The organism is Streptosporangium vulgare, assembly GCF_042428775.1.
In the GTDB taxonomy this organism is placed as follows: Bacteria; Actinomycetota; Actinomycetes; order Streptosporangiales; family Streptosporangiaceae; genus Streptosporangium; species Streptosporangium vulgare.
Genome location: NZ_JBHMBS010000008.1, coordinates 354327 through 377278, shown reverse-complemented (window position 1 = coordinate 377278; position 22952 = coordinate 354327). Strand labels below are relative to the sequence as shown.

Below are 22952 nucleotides of genomic sequence, written 5' to 3'. Positions count from 1 at the left end.
GGCGGTGCTCCAGCGCGGCGTTGTACAGGGCACGGTGATCATCCAGGCAGGCGGCCAACGCGACGCTCTGGCGGGCGGTGGGACGCAGCAGGAACTTGAACGATCTACGCACCACACCGCCTCCCTCGCTCGAACTCTTGTTCCCACCGTATCGGATGTCGGAAAGAGGCGACGCGGAATGCGTGAACCCGTCAGGCCACCACACGCTCGGGCCTTAGCGGCCCTCCCGCTCCCGATTCCCCCGTCGCCTGAAGACGACGGCCCCCTCGAGAGGAACTGATGGCATCGCCCCCCGAGGCCGCCCGGCCGGCGGCCCCAGGGGGCGATCGCGACGCGACTCCTCCGCCCGGTGGTGAGGTGGCCCCGCGTGGGACCACCTCGCCTCGGCCGCGATCTCGACGCGGTTTCTCTGCCCGGTGGTGAGGTGGCCCCCGTGAGACCGTCCCGCCTCAGCCCCGATCGCGACGCGGCTCCTCCGCCCGGCGGTGAGACGCCAGGCGGTGAGACGCCAGGCGTGGACCACCCCGCCGGCCGTCTCAGCCTCCGATCACGAGCGCGCTCTCGGGAACGGTCACCGGCGCCGCGTCCGGTCCCGGATTCGTGAGAAGCTCCGCCAGGTGGTCCGCGATCGCGGAGATGGTGGGCTGCTGCCACAGCAGGGTCGCGGGGAGGCGGCGGCCGAAGCGCTTCTCCAGGCGCCGCCGGACCATGACGGTCATCACCGAGTCCAGCCCCTGCTCGACGAGGGGACGCCGGGTCGCCAGGTCCTCGGGGGCGAGCCTCATCACGGCCGCGATCTCCGCGCGGATCTCGGGCAGGACGCGCTCGCGCAGTTCCTCGGGTGTCAGGCCGGCGAACGCCTCCGCGGGTCCCCCGAGCTCCTCCTCGGCCAGGGCGGGCGCGTCGATCACCGGGTAGCGGAGTCCCGTGAGGTGTCCCACCACCCGGCCGTCCACGTCGGCCAGGAGCGCCCGGACGGTGTCGTCGGCGGCCGGGTCCACGGCCGCGTCGATGATCACCGTCGAGGGCGGGGTGCCGGTCAGCACCACCTCGTCGATGTGCACGACCATGCGCAGCACCGGATCGCCGGGGAACACGCAGGGCGCCACGGACATCGCCGCGTCCAGCGCCGGCGCCCAGGTCCCCGGTTCCCCGGTTCGGGCGGTGCGGACGGTGGCCCGCAGCGCGCCGTCCCCGCCCAGCAGCGTCTCGATCGTCCAGTCGAAGCCCGTCGAGGGCACACCGACGGTGGCGAGCCGCTTGTGCACGAACCCGGGATCGATCGAGGTGAGAGCGCCGGCGTCCGGCAGCACGTCGGGTTTCGCCTGGCCCGGAGCGGCCACGTCCGCGGTGACGTGCACCAGCCAGGCGGGTTCGGGCTCGTCGGGGCCGGCCGGTGTGCGGGCCGCGAGCCGTACCGCCGGAGGCTCGTGCACGACCTGGACCTGCCTGCGTTCCGCGGTCATCAGCGGATGCATCATCTCCACGTCGGTGAGCGTGACGTCCTCGTCCTCGACGGCCTGCAGGAACGTGTTGACCAGCACGGCGGCGGGCACGATCTCGACCCCGTTGAGGGCGTGGCTGCCGGGGTAGGGCCGGTTGGCGTCCTCCACGCTGGTCCGCCACACCCGGGTCCGGCTGCCCGCGAGGCCGCTCCCGGCTCCGAGCAGGGTGTGGGAGTCAACGTCGTGCCCCCGGTTGTCCTGCTCGACGTACGACTCGCGCCAGTGGCGGCGGTGCTGCCAGGCGTACGGCGGCAGGTCGGCCAGGCCGCCGGACGGCTGCAGCCGGCTCCAGTCCACCTCGACGCCGTGACAGTGCGCCGCGCCCAGCGCGACGAGGAAGGTGAGCGGCTCCGGCTGGTTCCTGCGCAGTGACGTGCCGACGAACACGTCCTCGAACCCGTTCTCCGAGAGCGTCTCGGTCACCGAGTGCGCGACCACGGGGTGGGGGGAGATCTCCAGGAACACGCGATGGCCGTCCTGCGCCGCGGCCGTCGTCGCCGCGGTCAGCCGCACGGGGTCGCGGAGGTTCGCCGCCCAGTACGCGCCGTCCAGGACGGGCGTCGACCGGGGGTCCGCCAGCGCGGTCGTGTACATGGGGATGCGCGGCGCCCCGAGCGAGAGATCGCCGGTGGCGGCGGCGAGTTCGACGGCGAGGGGGTCCATGTGCGGGCTGTGGAAGGCGACGTCCGACGCCACCCGCCGCACCACGATGCCCTCGACCGGCCAGTCGTTCACCACCGTCTCGACCGCGGCGACGTCGCCGGACAGCACGGTGGAGCCGGGGGCCGACGCGATCGCGGCCACCAGGTCGGTACGGCCGGCCAGCCTCTCCGCCGCCTCCTCGAAGGACAGGTCGACCATCACCATGGCCCCCTTCCCCTCGGCCTGGCGCAGCAGCCGGGAGCGGCGGCAGATCAGGCGGGCGCCGTCGGCGACGCTCATCGCGCCGGCCGTCACCGCCGCCGCGAGCTCGCCGACGGAGTGGCCGATGACGGCCTTGGGAGTGACCCCGTACGCGTTCCAGAGCCTGGCGAGGCCCAGCTGCATCACGAAGATCATGGTTTGCACGCGGTCGATGGTGTCGAGATCGCCGTCGGCGAGGACCTGCCGGGGAGAGAAGCCGATCTCCTCGATGAAGATCGGCTCCACCTCGTCGACGAGGGACGCGAACTCCGGCACGGCGAGCAGTTCCCGCCCCATCCCGCGCCACTGGCAGCCCTGCCCGGAGAAGACCCAGACCGGCCCGGGGCCGAGCTCGGGCAGCACGTCACCGGTGATGACGGCCTCGCCCGGCACGTCCTCCGCGAGCCTGCGCAGACCGGCCGCCAGCTCGCCCCCGTCCGCCCCGACCACGACGGCGCGGCGGGCCAGATGGGTGCGCCGGAGCGCCAGCGTGTGCCCCGCCGACGCCAGGTCGAGCCCGTTCCCGAGGTGATCGGCGAGCTTGCCCGCGTACTGCCGCAGGGCCTGCTCCGACGCGGCCGACAGCGGGAACAGCCGCTCCCCCGTCGCCTCCTCCCGGGGCGCTTCCCGGGGCATCTCCCGGCCCTCCTGAGCCGGAGGGGCCTGCTCCAGCACGATGTGCGCGACCGTGCCGCCGTACCCGAAGCTGGAGACGCCCGCCCGGCGGGGGTGGTCGCGCTCCGGCCAGGCCGACTGTTCGGTCACCACGCGAAGACCCGAGGACTCCCACGAGATGGCCGGGTTCAGGGTGTTCAGCACGCTCGGGGGGATCTCGCCCCGGTCGAGGGCGAGCACCGCCTTGATGACGCCGGCGATGCCGGCGGCGCCTTCGAGGTGTCCGATGTTGGACTTGACCGAGCCGATGAGGCACGGGTCGCCGGAGGACCGCCCCGCGCCGTACACGGAGGAGAGCGCCCCCGCCTCCAGCGGGTCGCCGAGCCGGGTGCCGGTGCCGTGCGCCTCGATGTAGTCGACGGTGGACGGCTCGACGCCCGCCTGCCGGCAGGCCCGGACCATCACGTGTTCCTGGGCCTCCCCGCACGGCGCCATGATGCCGTTGGTGTGCCCGTCCTGGTTCACGGCGCTGCCGATGACGAGCGCGAGGACACGGTCGCCGTCGCGCTGCGCGTCGGACAGCCGCTTGAGCACGACCACGCCGCAGCCCTCGCCGCGTCCGTAGCCGTCGGCCGACGCGTCGAACGACTTGGACCGCCCGTCGGGGGCGAGGGCCCCGGCCGTGCCGAGCGTGAGGGTCTGACCCGGGGTGACCAGCAGGTTGACGCCGCCGGCGAGGGCGACGTCGTTCTCGCCGAGCCGCAGGCTCTGCGCGGCCAGGTGCAGCGAGACCAGCGACGCCGAGCAGGCGGTGTCGATCGCCATGCTGGGTCCGCGCAGGTCCAGGGAGTAGGAGATGCGGTTGGCGACGGCGCAGGTCGCGGCGCCGATCCCGGTCCACGCCTCGATCTGGGGCAGGTCCTCCAGGAGGCGGCCTCCGTAGTCGGCGGTGCAGACCCCCATGAACACCCCGGCGTCGGTGCCGGCCAGCTCGTGCGGCGGCAGGCCGGCGTTCTCCAGGGCCTCCCACGCGGTCTCCATCAGGATCCGCTGCTGCGGGTCCATCAGCTCGGCCTCGCGGGGCGACAGGCCGAAGAACTCCGCGTCGAAGCCCTCGATGTCACTCAGGAAGCTGCCGTGACGTACGGCGTCGCGCAGCGCGGCGGCGTACTCGGGGCTCCGGTTCTCGTACCGGCGCCAGCGTTCGGCGGGCAGCGGCCGGGTCGTGTTCCGGCCGGCGCACAGCAGGTCCCAGAACTCGTCCGGTGAGCGGGCGTCGCCGGGAAGGCGGCATCCGATCCCGATCACCGCCACTGGTTCCACCCGGACTCCGCGCGGACTGTCGGCCATCTGTGTTCGTTTCCCTTCGGTTCAAGCCCACTCTTCGGTTCAGGCCGCTGAGGATCGGTTCGGACCCGCTGAGGATCGGTCCAGGCCCACTCTTCGGTTCAGGCCCGCTGAGGATCGGTTCAGGCCCACTGAGGTTTGTCGATGATCTTGATCACGGCGCTGGAGACCGTCACTCCCGGCCCGGTGCCGAGCATCAGCATGTGGTCGCCGGGGCCCAGTCGCCCGGTCATGAGCAGGTGGTCGAGGGAAAGGACCTGGTCGCTCGCCCCGCAGTGGCCGATGGTGCGGCCGTAGTCCCAGGTCGAGCGGGACATGGGCAGGTCGAGCATGGCCATGCACCGCTGTTCGACGATCTCCTCCGAGTAGTTCATGAACGCCACCCGGGTGAGATCGCCGGCCTGGATCCCGCTCTCGTCCAGCGCGCGCTCGACGACCTCCATCAACGCCCGCTGGATCTTGAACAGCGCCGCGGTGGCCTCGCCCTTGGACATGACCTGCTGCCGGAACTGCTCGTTCCTGGCCGCGAAGCTCATCTTGCGCCCGAGTGTGACGCCCGGGGGGAAGAGGGGTTCGCTGCCCCGGTGCAGTTCCTCGGCCTCGGTCACCGTCGTCGTGCAGACCGACGTCAGGCGCGCGAAACCCGTCTCCCTGGTGAGCACGAGCGCGCTCGCGGCGTCCCCGCCGACGTAGCCGGGGCCCATCCGCCACCGGTCCATCAGCGGGGTGCCGTAGTTGTCGGCGGCGACCAGCAGGGCGGCCTGCCTGCCGGGCGCGGCGTCCAGGTGGCCGGCCGCGAGTTCCAGGCCGATGAACATCCCGTTGCAGCCCTGTCGGATCTCGGTGGCGAGGACGTCTCCGCCGACGAGATGACGCTGCAGGTAGGAGTGCGGGGGCCAGCCGTCCGGTCCCTGGTGCCACGTCGAGGCGTACAGGAGGAGATCCAGGTCGCCGGGCGCCCGTCCGCTGCGCTTGATCGCGCTCCGCGCCGCGTGCAGGGCCATCTCCGGAGCCGGTACGTCACCGGCCACCACCGCCCCGGCCAGGTTGTGCAGCTCGGCCTCCTCGGCCGGGTACCAGCCCTTGGCGACGGCCTTCTCGACGCTGACGACGGTCCGGGGGAGGAACGCTCCCACACCACTGATGTACGTGTTCGCCAACCGCATGACTTCGTCCTCGCCCCGGCTAGACGGATTCGAGTTCTCTGACCATCGCCACGATGGTCACGACGTCCCGGAAGTTCTCGGGGTCGAGCCTCGCGGCGGGGATCGGGACGCCGACGTCCTTGCGGAGGAAGTTCAGCAGCCGCGCCGTCCGCAGGGAGTCCAGGAGACCCGACACGAGGAGCGGGGTCGTCTCGTCGACCTTGATGTCGTCGCCGTCCTGGACGAGGTTGTCCTGGATGAAGTCGACCAGCCTGCGCGTGAGCTCGGTCACGCGCGTGTCCGTGAGCTCGGTCATGCGCCCGCTCCTGCCGTGACGGGGGAGGTGGAGAGAATTCTGAACGCCGCCGCGGCGACGGACGTCCCGGAGCCGAACCCGACCATGAGCAGGTGGTCGCCGGGCACGAGGCCGCCGGTCGCGATCAGGTGCTCGAAGGCGATGAACTGGTCCACCGCGCCGCAGTGGCCCACGCGCCTGCCGTAGTCCCAGGTCGTCTGGTCCTCGTCGATGCCCAGCCAGGACATCTGCCCGTCCAGGTCCTCGCGGCGGCCGTGCGGCAACGCCACCCGCGTGATGTCGTCGAGCCCGATCCCGGCCTCGTCCAGGGTCTGTTCGACCTGCTGCATCATCGTCTTCTGGATCGTCAGGTGGATCCCGGTTCCCTGCGCCTTGAGCAGCCGCTGGCGGAACTCCTCGTGCCGGTCCCCGAAGCTCAGCCCCCTGCCGACGGTGGCGTCCGGGGGGAACAGGGGGTAGGCGCCGTCGTTGACCGCGTCGGCCTCCGGGATCACCGTCGCGTTCACCGACAGGAGTTCGGCCATGCCGTACCCCTTACCGAGGACGAGCGCGGCCGCGGCGTCGCCGATCAGCGCCCCGGGGGTCATCCGCCAGCGGTCCACCAGCGGAGTGCCGTGGTTGTCCGAGGAGACGACCATCGCCGTCTCCCTGCCCGCGTCGGCCTGCAGGTAGCTCGCCGCCAGATCGAGCGAGCTGATCATCCCCACGCAGCCGCTCCGGATCTCGAACGCCGGCACGTTCCCGCCGAGGAGGTGCATCTGCAGGTAGTGCTGGGGCTGCCAGCCGTTCGGGCCCTGGTGCCAGACCGACGGGTAGAGCAGGAGGTCGAGATCGCGCGGGGAGGACTCACCCCAGCGGTCGTACGCGTCCAGGACCGCGAGCCGCGCCATCTCGGGCGCGGACATGTCGCCGGCCACCGCCGCGCCGATCTGCTGGAATTTCTCGACCTCCTCGGCCGGGTACCAGCCCTCGCGAACCGCCTGCTCGACGCTCACGCTGTCAGGCACGTAAACGCCGAGGCTCCTGACGAACATGTTGGATGTACGCACACGTTTCCTAACTCATCAACTCATCGAGGATCCCGGACAACGGCCTTCGGGCAGTGGAAGGCGGCTTATCCGATTTATTTCGGGCCCCGGGATATCAGCGACCCCGGCCGGTCGACGAAAACAACGGAAAATAGGTCGGCGAGCCGTCAGGGGCAAGAGTAGGGGCGGCCCATCGGGTAAAGCAATACGAACGCGAGCAATCCGGTCGGCGACATTCCGTGACCAGAATTAAACGGAACGTGTCGAGTTCTGGAAATGCGCCTTTCCGCTCCACGTCACAGTTCTCCGAATGAAACTTTCAGGATCCGGGCGACGGGAGAACGGTGCCGGGCCGTCGCCGTTCGGCTCGGGCCCGGCACGTCGTCTCAGGCGGGCACTCTCGTGCAGACGAGGTTGTTGAGCTTGAACTGGGCCGGAATGGCGTTCGTCCCGGTGGCGGTCGCCGAGAAGCCGAAGCTCTGGCTGGAGCCGGGGCCGATGTAGGAGTTGTGGCCGGCGTCACGGGCGGTCACCTGGGTGCCGACCTGGGTCACCGTGGCGTTCCAGGCGCTCGTGATCTGCTGGTTGCCCGACCAGGTCCACGTCAGGGTCCAGCCGTCGATGGGGGTCGTGCCGGTGTTCCTGATGGTCGCGCTGCCGTTGAAGGCGCCGTTCCAGGCGCCGGTGGCGTAGGTGACCTCGCAGGAGGTGCCCATCTTCAGCCCGCCGCGCAGGAAGTTCGCGAAGTTGGCCCAGGTGGGGTTCAGCGTGCCGGTGCCGACGGTCTCGCCGCAGCCGGTGGTGGTGCGGACGGTCTGCAGGCCGTACTGGGCGGGGTCCATGATCTGAACCATCATGTGGTCCGCGGCCGGCACCGAGACGAACGTGGCGTTGCCGCACTGGGCCTTGATCCTGTTGTAGAGCAGGACGCTCTGCCCGTGCGGCACCAGGAAGTCGGCCTGGCCGTGCAGGAACATCAGCGGCGGGTCGTTGGCGTCGACGTAGGTCATCGGATTGGCCTGGGCCACCGTGGACGGGCAGGTCTGGATCGGGCAGCCGACCAGGAGGGATTCCGGGGAGGCGGGAGAGTTGTGGTCGAGCCCGCCGGTCGGCAGGTTCTGCGCGTTCATCTGCAGGAAGTCGGTCGGGCTGTAGAAGGCGAGTCCCACCTGCACGGCACTGGAGACGCCGGTCGTGCCGAGGGTGCCCTCCAGCGACGACACGCCGCCCGACAGGGTGGCCATCTCCGTCAGCCAGCCGCCCGACGAGTCACCCATGATCGCGAAGCGGTTGGGGTCGAGGTTGTAGGTGGCGGCGTTCGCGCGCAGCCAGCGGATGGCCGCCTTGATGTCGTGCACCTGGGCCGGGAAGATCGCCTGGGCGCTGGACCGGACGCTGACGCCGGCCACGGCGAAGCCCAGGGGGTTGAAGACGGCCGCGATCGCGTCCGCGCCGGCCTTGCCGTCGTCGCTCGTCCACGCCGAACCGGTGTGCCAGATCAGCAGCGGCCGGGGCGTGATGCCGGTGGACGGCAGGTGGAGGTCCAGCAGGTGCCCCCTGCTACCGGCCGGTTGCGCGGGGGCGTAGGCGATATCGGTGATCACCTGCATGGCGTGGGCCGGCGGCGTGAAAGTCGCCGACACACCGAGGGCGGCCAGCACGGTCAGCGCCATGCCGACGATCGTGGCCCTCATGGCCCTGCGGATTTGAGCTTGCATGGTACGACTCCGGTCGGGTCGGATGATCGCCGCTTCCCCGGTGACCGTCCGTGTCTCCTCCCGAGCCGAGGCGGCCGCGATCAGCACGCTGACCGTGGCGCCTGCGAGAACAACGTCCTGTTCGAGTGCCGCGACTTACATCGATATGGGCGGGGCGACGATATGACACGTAAGTGACGATGGTCAAAGTGTTCTTGAGGCCGTTTCCGCCGGACCGAAAAAGCGGCATAAATCGTACTTTCTTCACCATGTAGGACGAAGGCAGCACAGGCCATCCATGGCAAGCACAGGCGGTCGGATACGCGCCTGCGAGGTCTTTCAAGGCCGCCACGTCTGGAATTGGACGGCGGCCGGAACCGTGGCGAACAGACACCCCCGGAAGTGATGTCCGATTTACCGGCGGTAAACATCCGTGAAACACACGCCACCCAGGGGCTGGAGTTTCGGCTCGTTCGCCCGACTGATTCGGACATGACAATTTCCCTGGCGCCTGACGAGTGATAATGTCCACCGTCATGATCTCCACAGTCACAGGAGGACGAATGCGAAAGGTACGCGCTGTTCTCGTCTCGGCCGTCGTGGTCCTCGTAGCGTCGCTGACGATCGGTGCCATCCCGGCGCAAGCCGAGGCGGCGAGGCTGGCCGGCGTCTTCAGGGACCACTCGGAGTGCGAGCGGATCGGAACCCAGGGCGTCTCCCAGGGTTGGTGGGACGACTACTCGTGCCAGTGGGACAGTCGGTACCGCTACTACTTCCTCTACGCGTGACCCGGTGAAACGCGGGCACCCGGCTCCGAGCGGGTGTTCGCCGGGCTGTTGTTCTCAGCCGGACTGTTGTTCTCAGCCGGGCTCTTCTCGGCTGAGCCGTGCTCAGCCGGGCCCTTCTCAGCCGGGCTGTTCTTGACCGGACTGTTCCTGCAGACGGGCAGGGGTGAGGCATGACCCGATGCCGCTCACCCCTGCGACCTGACCGATGAGCGGTGGGCGCCGATCGGGTCGCCGCTTCACGTCCCGTACCGGGACGGCCGCACGGACGTGAGGTGGCAGACGCGATCGGGTACGTGGCGCGTACCCGCCGCACACCCGGCCACGACGTGAACGCCTCCACCGTCCGGCCGCCGGCCCACAGGGTCTTCTCGTTGAAATGGATCTGTTCGGAGGCCACTCCACCGAACAACCTCGCCCCCGGCGGGCCGGTCCGGTGATCAGGCCCGGGTCTGCTCCCGGCTCACGCGGGCGATCACCTCCAGCAGGGCGGTCACGGCCGGGAGGCGGAAGGGCGGTGCCAGGGAGGCCGCGTACAACCGGCGGGTAGGGAGCGAAGGAGCGGTCGGCCTCGTCACCACCCCCGGGTGTGCGGCGCCCCGCACCAGCGTGGGCACGAGCATGACGCCGGATCCGCCCGCGACCAGGGCCTGCCTGCCGTTCCAGTCCTCGCAGAAGAACCCGATCCGAGGGGGCCGTCCCAGGGCCTCGGCGAGCCGGGGAAGCGGGCCGAGGCAGTCGGGGTAACCGCCTTCGATCCACATCTCGTCACACAGATCGGGCAGCGGCACCCGGTGCAGCCGGGCCAGCCGGTGGTCGGCGGGCAAGGCGACCTGGAACTCCTCGTCCAGCAACGGCAGCAGATCGACTCCGGTGACATCGCCGGGATCGGGGAGCTCGGCCGACGAGTCGTGCTTGGCCACCGACGGATCCGGGTACAGGCTCCAGGCGGTGACCAGGGTGAGGTCGATCCGGGCCTCTTTGATCGCGGCCATCGGCCCCGCGGCGTCCTCCCGCATCAGGCTCAGCCGCACTCCGGGGTGGGATCGGCTGAAACGCCTGATCACCTCCGGCATCAGCCAGGTGTTCGCGCTGGAGAACGCCGACAGGCGCAGATGCCCGGTCTCGGCGCCGGTGAAGGCGCTCACCCGCATCTCCAGAGCCCGCAGTCGCGCCAGGACGTCCCGCGCCTGCTTGACGACCATCTCACCGGCCGCCGTCGCCTTGACGCCGCGCGCGGTGCGCCGGAAGAGGGACACGCCGAGCCTGCGTTCCAGACCGCCGATCTGCCGTGACACGGCCGGCTGGGTCATCGACAGAGCCTCGGCCGCCGCCGAGAAGGAACCGCGCTCCTCCACCTCGACCATCACCCGCAACGTCCATGGATCGAGCATGTGCGAGCCACCCCCTCCGATCGGCTGCCATGCGGGCCACGTATGCCTCCCATAAGACATCCGCAGTGGTGTGCATATCACTCTCACGTGATCCTGGGAACCTCAGAACTTCCCGGCACCGAACTGCGAGGGCACAGCATGCGCGCGAGCGCCGACGAACACCGGGGGCGGCCCGGCGCGGGTAGGTCGATCGTCGTCATCGGCGGGTACGGAGCGGTCGGTGGCGCGACCGCGCGGCGACTCGGCCTGTGGTTCCCCGGCCGGGTCGTGGTGGCCGGGCGTGATCCGACGAAGGCGCGGATCCTGGCGCGGTCCACCGGCGCCGCGGTCAGGGCGGCAGGCGTCGACGTCGACGATCCCGCCGACGTGGACCGGCTGCTCGACGAGGCGGCCGTGGTCGTGATGTGCGTCGAGCGCGCCAACGCGGCCCTGGCCGAGGCGTGTCTGCGGCGGGGGGTGCACTACGTCGACGTCACCGCGTCCACCCCGGTGATCCGGGAGATCGAGTCGCTGGACAAGCTCGCGGCGCGACACCGGGCGACGGCGGTTCTCAGCGTCGGCGTGGCCCCGGGGCTGACCAACCTGCTGGCCCGTCACTGCCTCGAACGCCTGCCGTCAGGAGACAGGATCGACATCAGCCTCCTGCTGGGCCAGGGCGGCGACCACGGCGCGGACTCGGTGCGATGGCTCGTCGCCGGCCTCACCCGCCCGGACGGACGGCGGCGGCCCGGTGCCAGGCGAGCACGTGTCCGGCTTCCGGGCTGGGGGACGCGGACCGTCCACCCGTTCCCCTTCTCCGACCAGCGGACGATCGGTGAATCGCTGCGGATCACGGCCACCACGCGGATCTGCTTCGACTCGGCCCTCGTCACCTCGCTCCTCTTCGGGCTCGCGACCATCGGATTCTTCACCCTGGTGGGCCGGTTGCGCGCCGAAACACCACTCACGTCGGTGCTGTCCCGGTTGCACCGCGGGTCCGACCGCTTCGTCGTCCACGTGAGGGCGTCGGACGCCGCGGGGAACGCGGTGTCGAGCGCCGTCACGGGCCGCGACACCTGCCGGATCACCGGTGTCGTGGCGGCTCTGGTAGCTCGCGACCTGTTCACCACCTCGCTGCCCGCCGGAGTCCTGCACATCGACGCGCTTCAGCCCTCCCGGCCCCTTCTCGACGAGTTGCGCGAGCACCTGATGACCGTCGAACACGACGACCGGCGATCGCGGCTCCCCGAATGAACGACCTGAACGAACTGAACGAACTGAACGGACGCTTCGACGAAAAGGAGACCCATGTCCATCCCGAACGCCGCCCAGGCGAACTCATGGAACGGCCCCGAAGGGGCCCACTGGGCCGCGAGCACGGGCCGCACCGAGGGCCGCGACAGCGCCCTGCACCGGCTGTTGTTCGAGGCCGCGGCGATAGCGGAGACGGACAGGGTCCTGGACGTCGGATGCGGCGCGGGCGAGACGACCGTCCTGGCGGCTCGTCAGGCGTCCCGCGGACATGTCGTGGGACTCGACCTCTCCCGGCCGATGCTGGAACGGGCCCGCGCCGACCAGGCCCGAACCGGGCTGACCAACCTCCGGTTCGAGGAAGGAGACGCCCAGGTCCATCCGCTGGGCGACGGTGAGTTCGACGTGGCCATCAGCCAGTTCGGAATCATGTTCTTCGCCGACCCCGTGGCCGCCTTCGCCAACATCGGCCGCGCCCTGAGACCCGGGGGCCGTCTCGTCTTCGTGTGCCCTCGGCACATGGCCCGGTGCGCCTGGTACACCGTTCCGATCTCCGCACTGACCGGGCCTCCCGAGCCTCTTCCGGACACGCGCGAACCTGGGATGTTCTCGCTCGCGGACCGGGAGAGGATCGAAGAGGTGCTCGGCGGGGCGGGCTTCGGATCCGTCATGACGACCGCCGTCGAGGTTCCCCTCTTCTTCGGCCAGGACGCCGCGAGCGCCGCCGGATTCTTTCTCGGCACCGGCCCGGTCCGTGCGATTCTCGACGACGCGATCATGACGCCCGACGCCGCCCGGACCGCTCTGGAGGACGCGCTACGGCCTTACGCGGGTCCCGAAGGCGTCCGCCTGGGCGGAGAGCTCTGGATGGTCACCGCCCGGCGGTTCTCGCGCCGGCCGCCCGGTCAGCCATGATCTGGAGTTCCGCGAACAGCGCGACACGACCGCTCGCCGGCTCACGCCTCCGACGTGGTCCGGGCGGCCGGTTGGTGGCGCGGGGCGGCGAGGTCGTGGGCGGAGCGGGCCAGCCAGATCATCATCAGGACGCTCCCGACCACACCGAGAGCCTCGACAGGGCTTTCCTCCTCCCGGAACGGCAATGACGTCAGTACCAGGAAGATCGGCGTCAGCAGGGCGGCGATACCGTATGCGACGGTCGCCGTCCCCCAGCGGTCGTCGCCCCCTTGGGTCCACAGGATCAGCACCGTCCAGGCCAGGCCGGCCAGGCCGCAGATCGACTCCGCCACATCCGGGACGGGCCAGCCGGCGAGGTCGAGTACGCCGATGACGGTGAAACCGCCGTACCCCAGCACCCCCGCGCCCCGCGTGTACGGCCGGCCGGGGCCCAGCACCCGCGTGAACAGCAGCACGACCACCCACATCACCGCAGAGATGATCAACGTCGTGTCCGCCCAGACCAACGACTCGGTGACGTGGAGCAGCCACGTCGTAGCCGTCGCGACGTAGAGCGCCACGCGCAACCGCAGGGTGTTCCGGTCCTGCGGGGGTGTCGGTCCCGCCTGCGGCCCGCGCAGGATCTGCCAGATCCCCCACGCCCAGGACAGCCCGGCCAGGACCAGGAGGAACAGGTTCTGCCCTGTCGCCGCGACGCCTTCGGTCATGGTCGTGAACAGCGTCAGCCACCACAACGGGCCGAGGTCGCCGGAGATCAGGGCGACGACGACGGCGACCATCAGCGCGGCGCCGTACAGACCGGTGACGAGCAGGGCGGGCAGGGCCGAACGGTAACGACGTGACACAGGACGCTTCCTGGGGATTCGGAGGGGGTGGGAGCGAACGCCTCACCCTACAATCGATCATGAGGAGTGGCTCCGGACGGGATCTCGGCGACTGTCCCTGAGCCGACTCGAGAACGGCCCCTCGCGGGGTGTTCACAAGAGCGCGTGACCCGTCGGAACGGACATGCCAGAAGACCACTTCCCGCGTTGGTCGTGATCGTTGCCCGGACTCGGCTCGTGTGGCAAACCCGTGCGGCGGGCCTGCGTGACGGGCCTGCGTGACGGGCCTGCGTGCTGGACCCGCGTGACGGGCCTGCGGGGCGGGCCTGCGGGGCGGCCCGCACAAGGATCATCGCCGGCTTGACTGCGATCTCCGCCTGCCGGATGGTATGGTCTCGGTATGCGGATGATCTTCTTGTTCCTTGGCTGGTGGCGCCCCTGACGGGCGGCACCGTTCATCCGCGTAACCGACAACGCGGCCGCCCGGTTCGGGCGGCCGTTTCGTGTGTTCGCACCTCGGTGGCCCGGCCAGGGCGGCCTCCCGATCCCGAGGGAGCCAAACCGATGTCACGACGACTCACCGGCTTCACCCCGTCCGGCGACCTGCACCTGGGCAACTACATCGGCGCGATCGCACCGATAATCGCCAAGCAGGCCGTCACGGACACGGTGGTGTTCATCTCCGACCTGCACTCCCTGACCCTGGAGCATGATCCGGCCGAGGTGCGGCGGCGGACGCTGGAATTCGCGACCATCCTGCTGGCCGCGGGCGCGGACCCCGAGGCGGCTCTGTTCCTGGTCCAGTCGCACGTACCCGAGCACACCGAACTGCACTACCTCCTGGAGTGCGCCACCGGGTACGGCGAGGCCCAGCGAATGATCCAGTTCAAGGAGAAGTCCGGCCGTCAGAACCAGGTCCGGATGTCGCTGCTCACCTATCCGATCCTGATGGCCGCCGACATCCTGCTGTACGACACCGACGAGGTACCGGTCGGCGAGGACCAGAGCCAGCACGTGGAGCTGGCCCGCGATGTCGCCCAGCGGTTCAACACCCGATACGGCCCCACCTTCACCGTCCCCCGGGCGGTCAATCCGCCGGTCGCCGCCCGCATCATGGACCTGGCGTCACCCGGCGACAAGATGAGCAAGTCGGCCCCCTCGGCGGCGGGGGTCCTTCGACTGCTCGACGAGCCGGACGTCCTGCGGCGCAAGGTGATGCGTGCGGTCACCGACACCGACAGCGTGGTGATCTACGACCCGGAACGCAAACCGGGAGTGTCCAACCTGCTCGCCATCCTGGCCGCCTGCACCGGCGACGAGCCTCAGCGACTGGCGGGGCGGTTCGACCGGTACGGCGAACTGAAGGAAGCGGTCGCCGACGCGGTGGTGGCCACCCTCGCCCCCCTCCGGGACCGCTACCTGCGACTGGCCGACGACCCACGGCACGTCCAGGCGGTCCTGCGGGCCGGCGCCGACCGTGCCCGCGGGCTGGCCGGCGCGAAGGTACGCCAGGCCAAGGCGGCGATCGGCCTGCTGCCCGGATGAATCAGCGGGTACGGGAGTTCGGTCATCCGCGTAGCTGACGACGACCCGGGCGGGAGGCCACCGTGGTGTGCCGTCGCCGTCCGGGCCATCCGGGCCGACGGGGTGATTTTCGCTCTGGCCAGCCGGACCCCGCTGGGGCGACACATCTCAAGCTCATAGTGGCCGCCACGGGCAGGGCGGCGGCGTTCCTTGACCGTGTGGCGTCTCGCCGCAGTCGCGGGCCAGGCCGACGGTGATCAGCAGTGCCGCAACGGGAAGGAACATGAGCGCGAACTCGGCGTCGTGCCCGTACAGCGGGCCACCGGTAGACAGCTGATCCTGCAAGCTGCCGATCGCCGATCCCGTCCGGTGTAGTCACCCAGCAACGCGGAAGGCCACTCCCGATCTCCCGGAAGCGGCCTCTGACCTGGCGGGATGTTCACGAATAGCCCTGACGTGCTCCGGAGCAGAGGCTGGAGGACCGCTTCCCGGACTCGGCGGGTGGAACCTTCGCCCTGGACGCGTGGACGATCAAGTTGAGGATTCTTCCGCGTAGAGTCACCGAGCATGGACATTCACACATCTGACATGCCGGCCTGCACGACGCGAAGGGGGCGACCGGCATTCGTCGTGAATGTTGAGGTCTTCCTGGAACGTGACGGCCGCTGGCTGCTCATCCAGCGTGGGACGCAGGAGGCGCACGCTCCCGGTTCGCTGGCCGGTGTCGGCGGCAAGGTCGAGATCGACGGCGCCGGAGCCGATGTCCTGGAGGAGACCGCACGCCGGGAGGTGGCCGAGGAGATCGGCGTCGACGTGACAGAAGTCGTACTCACCTACGTGGGGAGCGGGTTCTTCATGACGGACGACGGCGATCCGGTGATCAATGTGGTGTTTCGCGGTGAGCTGCCGGCGCATGCTCAGCCCATGGCCGCCTCACCACAGGAAGTGGCCGGGCTCGTCTGGCTCACCGTCGCCGAGGCCGAAGCGAACGCGAACTGCCCGTCGTGGGTTTTGCGCAGCCTGCGGCGCGCGGCGTCATAGAACGGTCGCGGTAGCGGTCGCGATCTTTTGCCCGGCCGGGGGTCCACCGCATCGGCGCCAACGCCATCACCACCTTGAAACCCATGGCCGCGCTCGGCCTCCCCACCGCCTTCGCCGTCGCCAGCCGCGCCCGCACCAACCAACGCCCCGGCCACTTCGCCCAACCCGCACGCGAGCTCGGACACAAGCCGGTCCTCGACCACGAAGTCGATCAGCGGGGGGTGCGGGGCAGCGCTCACGACGCCCTGCACATCGACGGCTCCCTGGCCTGCCCGCTCATCCCCGGCCGGCTCACCATGGCGACCACCGGCCTGAGGGCGCTTGCGAGTTGGGCGGCCTGGGGTGCGGGGGGTTGAGAAGATCGCTTCCCGAGGAGGCAATCATCGTTTCCCGCGTACGCGTCCGAGTCCTGCCACCTCGGCGAGCCCCGTCGTCGACTCTGCGTCACCGGTGTCGACTCTGCGTCACTGTGAACCAACGTGAGCGCGGCCCGAAACTCGGCCTCGGCATCGATGAGCGGCCCCGCGCTCAGCGACTGTTCGGCCAGGTGGCGCCGCAACGGGAGATTGTCCGGTGACACCCGCGACCTGACCGCCACCGGTGTGGGCACCGGGCTGATCGTTTCCCGGAACCCTCGGATGGCCTCACAGGTCAGGTATTCAGCGACCTTCGCACGGCGGCGTCCACCAACTCGTGGGTCTCCTGCTCGGTGAAGATGTCGGGCAGTGTCAGCCGCTCCACGATGAGCCAGTTCAGAGCGAGATAAAGGAGCACCGCCGAGGTCGAGTCACCGGGCAGGCCCGAGGCGGCGTGGTGGCCGATGTTGGCGTCGATGTCCTCGCGGATGCGCTTGGTCAGCAACGCGCGCAGCTCAGGACGCCGAGTGGACTCAAGCCGGAGCTCAAGCAGAGCCAGGTAACCGGAGTTGAAGGCGGAGACCCGATCCACCAGTTCGTGCATGAGCTCGACATAGCGGGTTTCATCCTGCACACCCTCCCGACTGCGGGCGATCGTGGCCTCGTCGGGCAGCAACCGCTCATAGATGCGTCCGCCAGCCTGGGTGAACAGGTCGTCGCGGTTGGCGAAGTAGTTGGAGGCGGTGCCCGGGGGCACAGCCGCCTCCGCATCGACGGCCCGGAAGGTCAGCCCCCGCGCTCCCTCCTTGGCCAACACCTCGATGGCCGCGTCGATCAACGCCTGCCGCCGCCCGGGATTCCTCCGCACTTGACACCACTCCATCCGTAGTACTACGTTTTTACCACTACAAGTAGAGTACTATATTGGGAGTTGATGGGTATGCGAAAGCTTGTCTACTATGTCGCCGTCTCGCTCGACGGCTACATCGCTGGCCCCAACGCCGAGTTCGACTTCTACCCCGTGTCGGACCAGATGGCCGCCTGGATCAATGGCCGTTACCCCGAGACGCTGCCCACCCATGTCCGCAAGCTTGTCGGCCTCGACGGCGTGCCCAACAAGGTCTTCGACACGGTGGTAATGGGTCGCGGCACCTACGAACCGGCCCTGGACGTCCCCACCACCAGCCCGTACTCCCACCTGCGCCAGTACGTCGTCTCCAGCACGCTGACGATCGACGACCCCACGGTGCGGGTGGAGGCCGGCGACCCGATCGAGCTCGTCCGGCGGCTGAAGGCCGAGGACACCGGTATGGACATCTACCTCTGCGGCGGCGGCAGGCTCGCCGCCTCCCTGCTCCAGGAGATCGACGAGATCATCCTCAAGAGCTACCCCGTGCTGGCGGGCGCTGGCATCCCCATGCTCTCCGGACAGTTCCGCCCCACCCTGTTCACCCCCACCCGGCGCGAGTCCTTCGACAACGGCACCCAGGTCACCTGGCTCACCAAGGCTTAGCGACCCGAGATAGTTCAGTGGCCCGACTCCGGGTACCGTCATGGCTCCGGCACTGAACACGACCGCCGGCAACCCGGCGAGCGTCGGCGTCCCTCACTCCGCCGGGAGTGCCCGTCGCAGCGACTCGTCCGGCAGCGCCGTGCGGTCGGTACCGGTGGTGGTGCCGAGGGCCTGAACGTCCGGCCCGGTCGAGCCCCCGTACGTGGCGATCTTGTATTCGACCGCCGTGAGGGAAAGGGTCAGCTCACGGATCCGGCGGCGGATGGTGTCGCGATGTTCGACCAGCACATCGAGCCGCTCCGGCACCGTGTGCCCTCCGGCATCGACGAGCGAGATGTAGTGCTGTAGGTCACGCATCGGCATACCGGACAGCCGCATCCGGGTGAGGAACACCAGGCGCCGAACCGCTTCGGCGTCGTAGACGCGATGACCATTACCGTCGCGGGCCACCTCGACCAGCCCGGCCCGCTCGTAATAGCGCAGCGTGTGGGGCGAGATGTCGAGGAGGTCGGCGACCTCGGCGATCGTCATCGTCTCGGGCAGATCGGCCAGGTCGGCGAGGCGGTGGATCGCCTCGACCGACAGCGGACCGTCGTCCCCGAGCGCTTCGAGCGCTCTGGTCATCAGATCGTCGGTGGCCATGACCACGAGCCTAGATGGGCCGTACCGATGCGGAGACACCCTCGAAGTCGGCGCTGCGGGCGGTCTCGGCCCACTGCTCGACCTCGTCCAGGCCGCGCCGGTAGGCACGCGAGATACGCTCGACCGCTTCGCGCCCGAGCGGCAGCCGCAGCGGCACCTCGTCGCCGTGCGCGAGGGACACGATGATCTCGGCCGCCCGCGCCGGGTCACCTTCCTGGCGGCCGTCGGTCCCGGCCATGTCCGCACGGACGTTGGCGAGCAAGTCACGGTAGGTCGCGGACGGCTCGACGAACTCGAGCACGTCGCCCCCGTTGAAGCCGGTCCTGAACCGGCTGGGCTCGACGAGCATCACCCGGATCCCGAACGGCGCGACCTCCCCGGCCAGGGCCTCGGACCAGCCTTCGAGGGCGAACTTCGACGCGGAGTACGCCGACACGCCGGGGAACGACGTCCGCCCACCCTGGCTGCTCATCTGCACGATCGTCCCGGTGCCCCGCTCACGCATCGTGGGCAGCGCCGCCCGGACGAGCGCGGCGGGGCCGAACAGGTGCAGATCCATCAACTCGCGCAACTGCGCGTCGCCGACCTCCTCGACCGCTCCGACCACGGCCCGTCCCGCGTTGTTGACCAGCACGTCGAGCTGACCGAAGCGGTCGAGGGTGTCGCGCACGAGGTCCGCGGCCGCGGCGATGTCCCGGGCGTCGAACTTCGCGATCAGGCAGTTGTCCGGGTACTCGGCCTCCAGATCGGCCACACTCTCGGGCCGGCGCACCGCCGCCACCACGTGGTCACCCGTCGCGAGCGCCGACTCCGCCAGCGCGCGTCCGAACCCGCGGGACGCGCCAGTGATGATCCAGGTCTGTGTCGTCATGGCGGGGACGCTATGCCTTCGAGCGCGCTCGAACGCAAAACCGACGTGACCACCAAAACGGAAGATCGTGACCGGAAGCTCAAATCACCTTGCCGCAGCACCCAGCCTGGAGCCGGCATCGCCATGCCCAGAAGCGCGAACGTGGACCTCGACCAGCGGCTTGACATCACCCAGGCCTTCCCGGTCACCTGCTCCGCGACTCCCAGACCAGGACGAACCCGATTCGGAAACTCCCAAAACGACAAGATCCCGCCTGATCGCGATGATCAGACGGGATCCCGTCAACCTCAGTCCAGCCGTTTCAAGAACGGCTCGGTGGGGTGTTCACGAGTAGGTCTGACCTGGGGTGCTGAAGGTGGCTCGAAGATCGCTTCCCGGAATGGGATAGATCGTTTCCCAGGATCAGCCGGTGCCGATCGTCGGCGAGAATAGAAGAGGAAAAGGATCTTCATTGCGCAGCCCGACCAACATGGGAGCACCAGGGGCGCCGCGCAGGCGACAGGCTCGGCTGATCGCCATCCCCGTTTCTCCGACTCCCGAGCGCCATCTCCGCTCCCCAGAGTGTCGGGGCAGGTCGGGCCGCAGGTGGCTGCGGCAAGTTCGGGGGACGTGGCTCACAACCGCTTGGCCTCAATGGAGGTTGAGACTGGAGACTGCTCTGCGTCGGTGTCAGGCGGCCGAACACGGAAGAGCGCTGAGGGGCGCCCCGCAGGCCGCACCGCCACGAACAACCTTCCGACACCGGCACTGCGCTGTCGGTCCGCCGGCAGCTCGCTCAAAGCGTCGTTTTCGCGCCGACAGCACATATAGCCATATGATCATGGAGTTCTCGTGCCGGCGTCAGGCGCGCATCGCGGTACCGCGATCGACGCCCCCCATCTCCTCCGGAACCATCACCAACCAGCGTGAAGTCAGAAGTTCAACGGCCGGTGATCAAGAGCGTGGCCCGTTTCTGCCGTATTCCGAAGGCATCCGTATGGAGACGATGGAGGGCGTCAGGACGCCGCGAGTCACGGTGCGGCCGGGAACGCTCCGTAGTCGGCGGACCTGGTCGCGGTGATGGTCTCACCGTGCGCGACGCCTGTCGCGGTGACGGTGGCCACGCCTGCGGGGACGGAGGTCAGCCGCGTGTTGATCGACGCTCTCACGGTCCTTCCGGGGACCACGTTCCTGAACCTCTTGTCGCCGTAGACGGTGGCGATCGCCACGTCCACCGGGAAGGTGTTGTCGTTCGTCGCCGCCACCGACAGGTGTACCTTCCCGCCGCGCGTGCGTGACGTGACCGCTGCCGTCATCTCAAGCACCGTGACGTCCTCGAAGCGCACCGTGTACTCCAGTTCGGTGCCGAACGGCAGGAGCAGCATGTGCTGGCGCCGGGAGGCGTCCTTGAAGTACGTCTGCGTCTTCGGCACCACCCGAGCCGTCAGCGTCGCGTTCCACTCGATGACCATGTCCGTGCGACCACGCCGGACGCGCAGCCCCGTGCCCTCGCCCGTGACGTCGACACCCGGCGTCCACTCCGTCTCCACCGGACCGAGCAGCGTCAGACGATCGTCGCCGCGCAGCACGAGAGGCATGCGCTCCGTCGAGTGCTGGAGCGCGGTGACCTTGACGCGAAGGGCATCGGCGCGGAGATCGACGTCCTTCGTGAGTCGACCGTCCGGCGTCGTGTAGCGGATGCCGAGATGCTCGGCTGAGCTCACCTCGTCGAGCGCAAGCTCATCGTTCTGGGCCGGGTCGCCCCGGAAGTACCGGGCGAGCAGGTTCCCATTGGAGTCGATGCTGGTGAACTGGGCGGAACGATGCGTGCCCCAGCACCCTTCCACGGAGTTGTTCGTACTGTAGAGCAGCATGCCGGCATCCGGGTGCCAGAGGAAACTCAGCCCGCTCTGGACCCGGGATGTGGCACGGATGCCGAACAGGCCCCCGAAGTAGTAGGGGGGCTTTCGGACGAAGAGGAACTGCTGCCCGCGCGGATCGGTCCGGAACTCCACGAAGCTGTCGGAGGTCAGGTAGGGCATGGTGCTGATCGCGGCATCCTTGTCAGCACGGGTGGGGAATTTCTCGGGGTAGGTGGAGAGGCGCACCACCTGCGGATCGACCTGGCCTGCCGGCGGCTGCGGCACCGGTTCGGTCGACGCGGCCCATTCCGCCCTCAGCGCCGCCTTGTCCTCCTGAGCCGTCGTGAAGGCCGCTGAGACGGGGATGCCGGGCGTCCACAGGGAGTTGATGTCCGCCTTGTAGCCGTCGTCCTTCACGTCATCGAGGATGTAGAGAGAGGTGCGCGATGACGTCGCGACGTTGCAGAACCAGCCGGCGCCGTCGGGTTCACGCACGAAGTTGTACCGGATCCACTCGTAGTACGTCTCCTGCATCTGCTTCACGACGGGCGAGCCGGTGGTCTCGTGGAGCGCCGCCAGGTCGGGCGTCATGACACCGAGCGAGTACCCCAGGTCGTTCCCGTTCTGCTCGTAGAAATAGCCGACGGGGCTCAGTCCGTCCCGGGCGAGCACGTCGATCCGCTCGTTGAGACGGGCGGCCAGGGTGGGATCGCCGAGCAACGGCAGTGCTTCCGCGATCCCCAGAAGGCCCCCGGCGACCTGATTGGTGTACGGGATCGGGTTCGACCAGACCAGCGGGTTGGCCGGGTCCAGGAACCAGTCCGCGGCCTTGCGGAGGGCGGTGATGATCTTGCTCTGGGTCTCGGGCAGTGCGCCGGCGCGTTGGAGCTCTACGAGCGTGACGGTGAGGAAGCCGAGCGCGAAGCCCGTCGCGGGTCGTGACAGCTCTCCGGCGGAGTACTCCGGCCAGCAGCCCTGCGGCTTCTGCAGCTTGAGGTAGTGGCCGATGGCGGCGTCCAGGCGCGCCAGCAGCGCGGGGTCACCGGCGTAGGGGTTCCAGCTCCGGGCGTTCGCGTGGAACCACGACAGGGTGAAGACGTTCTCCTGCACCCGGGCGTTGAACGGTTCGGCCGGCGACCGCCAGAACCCGCCCCTCATGAACCCGTGCGTGTTCGGGTCCTCATCCTCCACCCCGTTCGCCAGGGGCGCGAGCACGGCCAGATACGGGGCCAGTCGTTGCTCAGCCGCGGCGAAGAGACCCCGGTCGGGGGCACCGGGCGGCAACGCGGTGACATCGGCCAGCGGGCCGCCGATCCCGGATGTCGCGGCGAGCGCGGGCCTTGCCGTGTTCAGCGCCAGGGTGAACACCGCTGTTCCCGTGGCCATGCCGATGAGGGCCTGTCGGCGGGAGAGGGACAGACGAAACACTGAGGGAACGGACTGATCTTCCATGATCAACC

Annotated in this window: 20 protein-coding genes; 7 read left to right on the top strand and 13 right to left on the bottom strand. The window is 69.4% G+C overall.

Annotation, left to right across the window (positions count from 1 at the left end; translation table 11 throughout):
* The 6 genes from ACFFRH_RS19820 to ACFFRH_RS19795 form a co-directional block, all read right to left on the bottom strand.
* On the bottom strand, window positions 1–112 hold a 112-nt coding region (locus ACFFRH_RS19820), incomplete at its 3' end, for a helix-turn-helix domain-containing protein (protein WP_386158438.1).
* 424 nt (window positions 113–536) lie between these two features.
* A complete protein-coding gene (locus ACFFRH_RS19815; protein ID WP_386158420.1) occupies window positions 537–4346 on the bottom strand; it encodes a type I polyketide synthase in 3810 nt (1269 codons plus the stop codon).
* 146 nt (window positions 4347–4492) lie between these two features.
* On the bottom strand, window positions 4493–5536 hold the full coding sequence (locus ACFFRH_RS19810) for a ketoacyl-ACP synthase III family protein (RefSeq protein WP_386158418.1): 1044 nt from the start codon (window positions 5534–5536) through the stop codon (window positions 4493–4495).
* A gap of 19 nt (window positions 5537–5555) precedes the next feature.
* Entirely contained in the window at window positions 5556–5831 is a 276-nt protein-coding gene (locus ACFFRH_RS19805) for a hypothetical protein (protein ID WP_386158415.1), read from the bottom strand.
* A complete protein-coding gene (locus tag ACFFRH_RS19800) occupies window positions 5828–6838 on the bottom strand; it encodes a ketoacyl-ACP synthase III family protein (RefSeq protein WP_386158412.1) in 1011 nt (336 codons plus the stop codon). The genes ACFFRH_RS19805 and ACFFRH_RS19800 overlap by 4 nt, the downstream gene beginning before the upstream one ends.
* A 407-nt stretch (window positions 6839–7245) precedes the next feature.
* Window positions 7246–8577, bottom strand: a complete 1332-nt coding sequence (locus tag ACFFRH_RS19795; protein WP_386158409.1) for a cellulose binding domain-containing protein — start codon at window positions 8575–8577, stop codon at window positions 7246–7248.
* Between the two features lie 542 nt (window positions 8578–9119).
* Between ACFFRH_RS19795 and ACFFRH_RS19790 the strand changes: the two genes are divergently transcribed.
* Complete coding sequence (locus tag ACFFRH_RS19790) at window positions 9120–9344, top strand: hypothetical protein (RefSeq protein ID WP_386158406.1); 225 nt, start codon at window positions 9120–9122, stop codon at window positions 9342–9344.
* Between the two features lie 437 nt (window positions 9345–9781).
* Here ACFFRH_RS19790 and ACFFRH_RS19785 read toward each other — a convergent pair whose 3' ends face one another.
* A complete protein-coding gene (locus ACFFRH_RS19785; RefSeq protein WP_386158403.1) occupies window positions 9782–10735 on the bottom strand; it encodes a LysR family transcriptional regulator in 954 nt (317 codons plus the stop codon).
* Window positions 10736–10822: 87 nt separating this feature from the next.
* Between ACFFRH_RS19785 and ACFFRH_RS19780 the strand changes: the two genes are divergently transcribed.
* Entirely contained in the window at window positions 10823–11968 is a 1146-nt protein-coding gene (locus tag ACFFRH_RS19780; protein ID WP_386158400.1) for a saccharopine dehydrogenase family protein, read from the top strand.
* A gap of 54 nt (window positions 11969–12022) precedes the next feature.
* A complete protein-coding gene (locus ACFFRH_RS19775) occupies window positions 12023–12880 on the top strand; it encodes a class I SAM-dependent methyltransferase (protein WP_386158398.1) in 858 nt (285 codons plus the stop codon).
* Window positions 12881–12921: 41 nt separating this feature from the next.
* Here the strand turns inward: ACFFRH_RS19775 and ACFFRH_RS19770 are convergent, their stop codons facing one another.
* Window positions 12922–13725, bottom strand: a complete 804-nt coding sequence (locus ACFFRH_RS19770; protein ID WP_386158395.1) for a hypothetical protein — start codon at window positions 13723–13725, stop codon at window positions 12922–12924.
* A gap of 543 nt (window positions 13726–14268) precedes the next feature.
* Here ACFFRH_RS19770 and trpS point away from each other — a divergent pair.
* Window positions 14269–15249: a tryptophan--tRNA ligase gene (trpS, locus tag ACFFRH_RS19765; protein WP_386158392.1), complete on the top strand. Its 981-nt coding sequence runs from the start codon at window positions 14269–14271 to the stop codon at window positions 15247–15249.
* 153 nt (window positions 15250–15402) lie between these two features.
* Here the strand turns inward: trpS and ACFFRH_RS19760 are convergent, their stop codons facing one another.
* The gene (locus ACFFRH_RS19760) at window positions 15403–15573 is read right to left on the bottom strand and encodes a hypothetical protein (protein ID WP_386158390.1); all 171 of its coding nucleotides are present in this window, start codon (window positions 15571–15573) and stop codon (window positions 15403–15405) included.
* Window positions 15574–15795: 222 nt separating this feature from the next.
* Between ACFFRH_RS19760 and ACFFRH_RS19755 the strand changes: the two genes are divergently transcribed.
* Window positions 15796–16269, top strand: coding sequence for an NUDIX hydrolase (locus ACFFRH_RS19755; protein ID WP_386158387.1), 474 nt, complete (start codon window positions 15796–15798; stop codon window positions 16267–16269).
* Between the two features lie 83 nt (window positions 16270–16352).
* Window positions 16353–16625, top strand: a complete 273-nt coding sequence (locus ACFFRH_RS19750) for a hypothetical protein (protein WP_386158384.1) — start codon at window positions 16353–16355, stop codon at window positions 16623–16625.
* A gap of 295 nt (window positions 16626–16920) precedes the next feature.
* On the opposite strand, the gene ACFFRH_RS19745 is transcribed toward ACFFRH_RS19750, so the two are convergent.
* Window positions 16921–17493, bottom strand: coding sequence for a TetR/AcrR family transcriptional regulator (locus tag ACFFRH_RS19745; protein ID WP_386158381.1), 573 nt, complete (start codon window positions 17491–17493; stop codon window positions 16921–16923).
* Between the two features lie 72 nt (window positions 17494–17565).
* Here ACFFRH_RS19745 and ACFFRH_RS19740 point away from each other — a divergent pair, with 72 nt between their 5' ends.
* Window positions 17566–18138, top strand: a complete 573-nt coding sequence (locus ACFFRH_RS19740) for a dihydrofolate reductase family protein (RefSeq protein WP_386158378.1) — start codon at window positions 17566–17568, stop codon at window positions 18136–18138.
* Between the two features lie 93 nt (window positions 18139–18231).
* Here ACFFRH_RS19740 and ACFFRH_RS19735 read toward each other — a convergent pair whose 3' ends face one another.
* From ACFFRH_RS19735 to ACFFRH_RS19725, 3 genes are all read right to left on the bottom strand, one after another.
* Window positions 18232–18780 carry a MerR family transcriptional regulator gene (locus tag ACFFRH_RS19735; protein WP_386158375.1) on the bottom strand — a complete coding sequence of 183 codons (549 nt, stop codon included), beginning with the start codon at window positions 18778–18780 and terminating at the stop codon, window positions 18232–18234.
* Window positions 18781–18790: 10 nt separating this feature from the next.
* Window positions 18791–19651 (bottom strand): SDR family NAD(P)-dependent oxidoreductase, encoded by an 861-nt coding sequence (locus ACFFRH_RS19730; protein ID WP_386158372.1) that lies wholly within the window; start codon window positions 19649–19651, stop codon window positions 18791–18793.
* 1010 nt (window positions 19652–20661) lie between these two features.
* On the bottom strand, window positions 20662–22878 hold the full coding sequence (locus ACFFRH_RS19725; protein WP_386158369.1) for a hypothetical protein: 2217 nt from the start codon (window positions 22876–22878) through the stop codon (window positions 20662–20664).
* Between the last annotated feature and the right edge of the window lie 74 nt (window positions 22879–22952).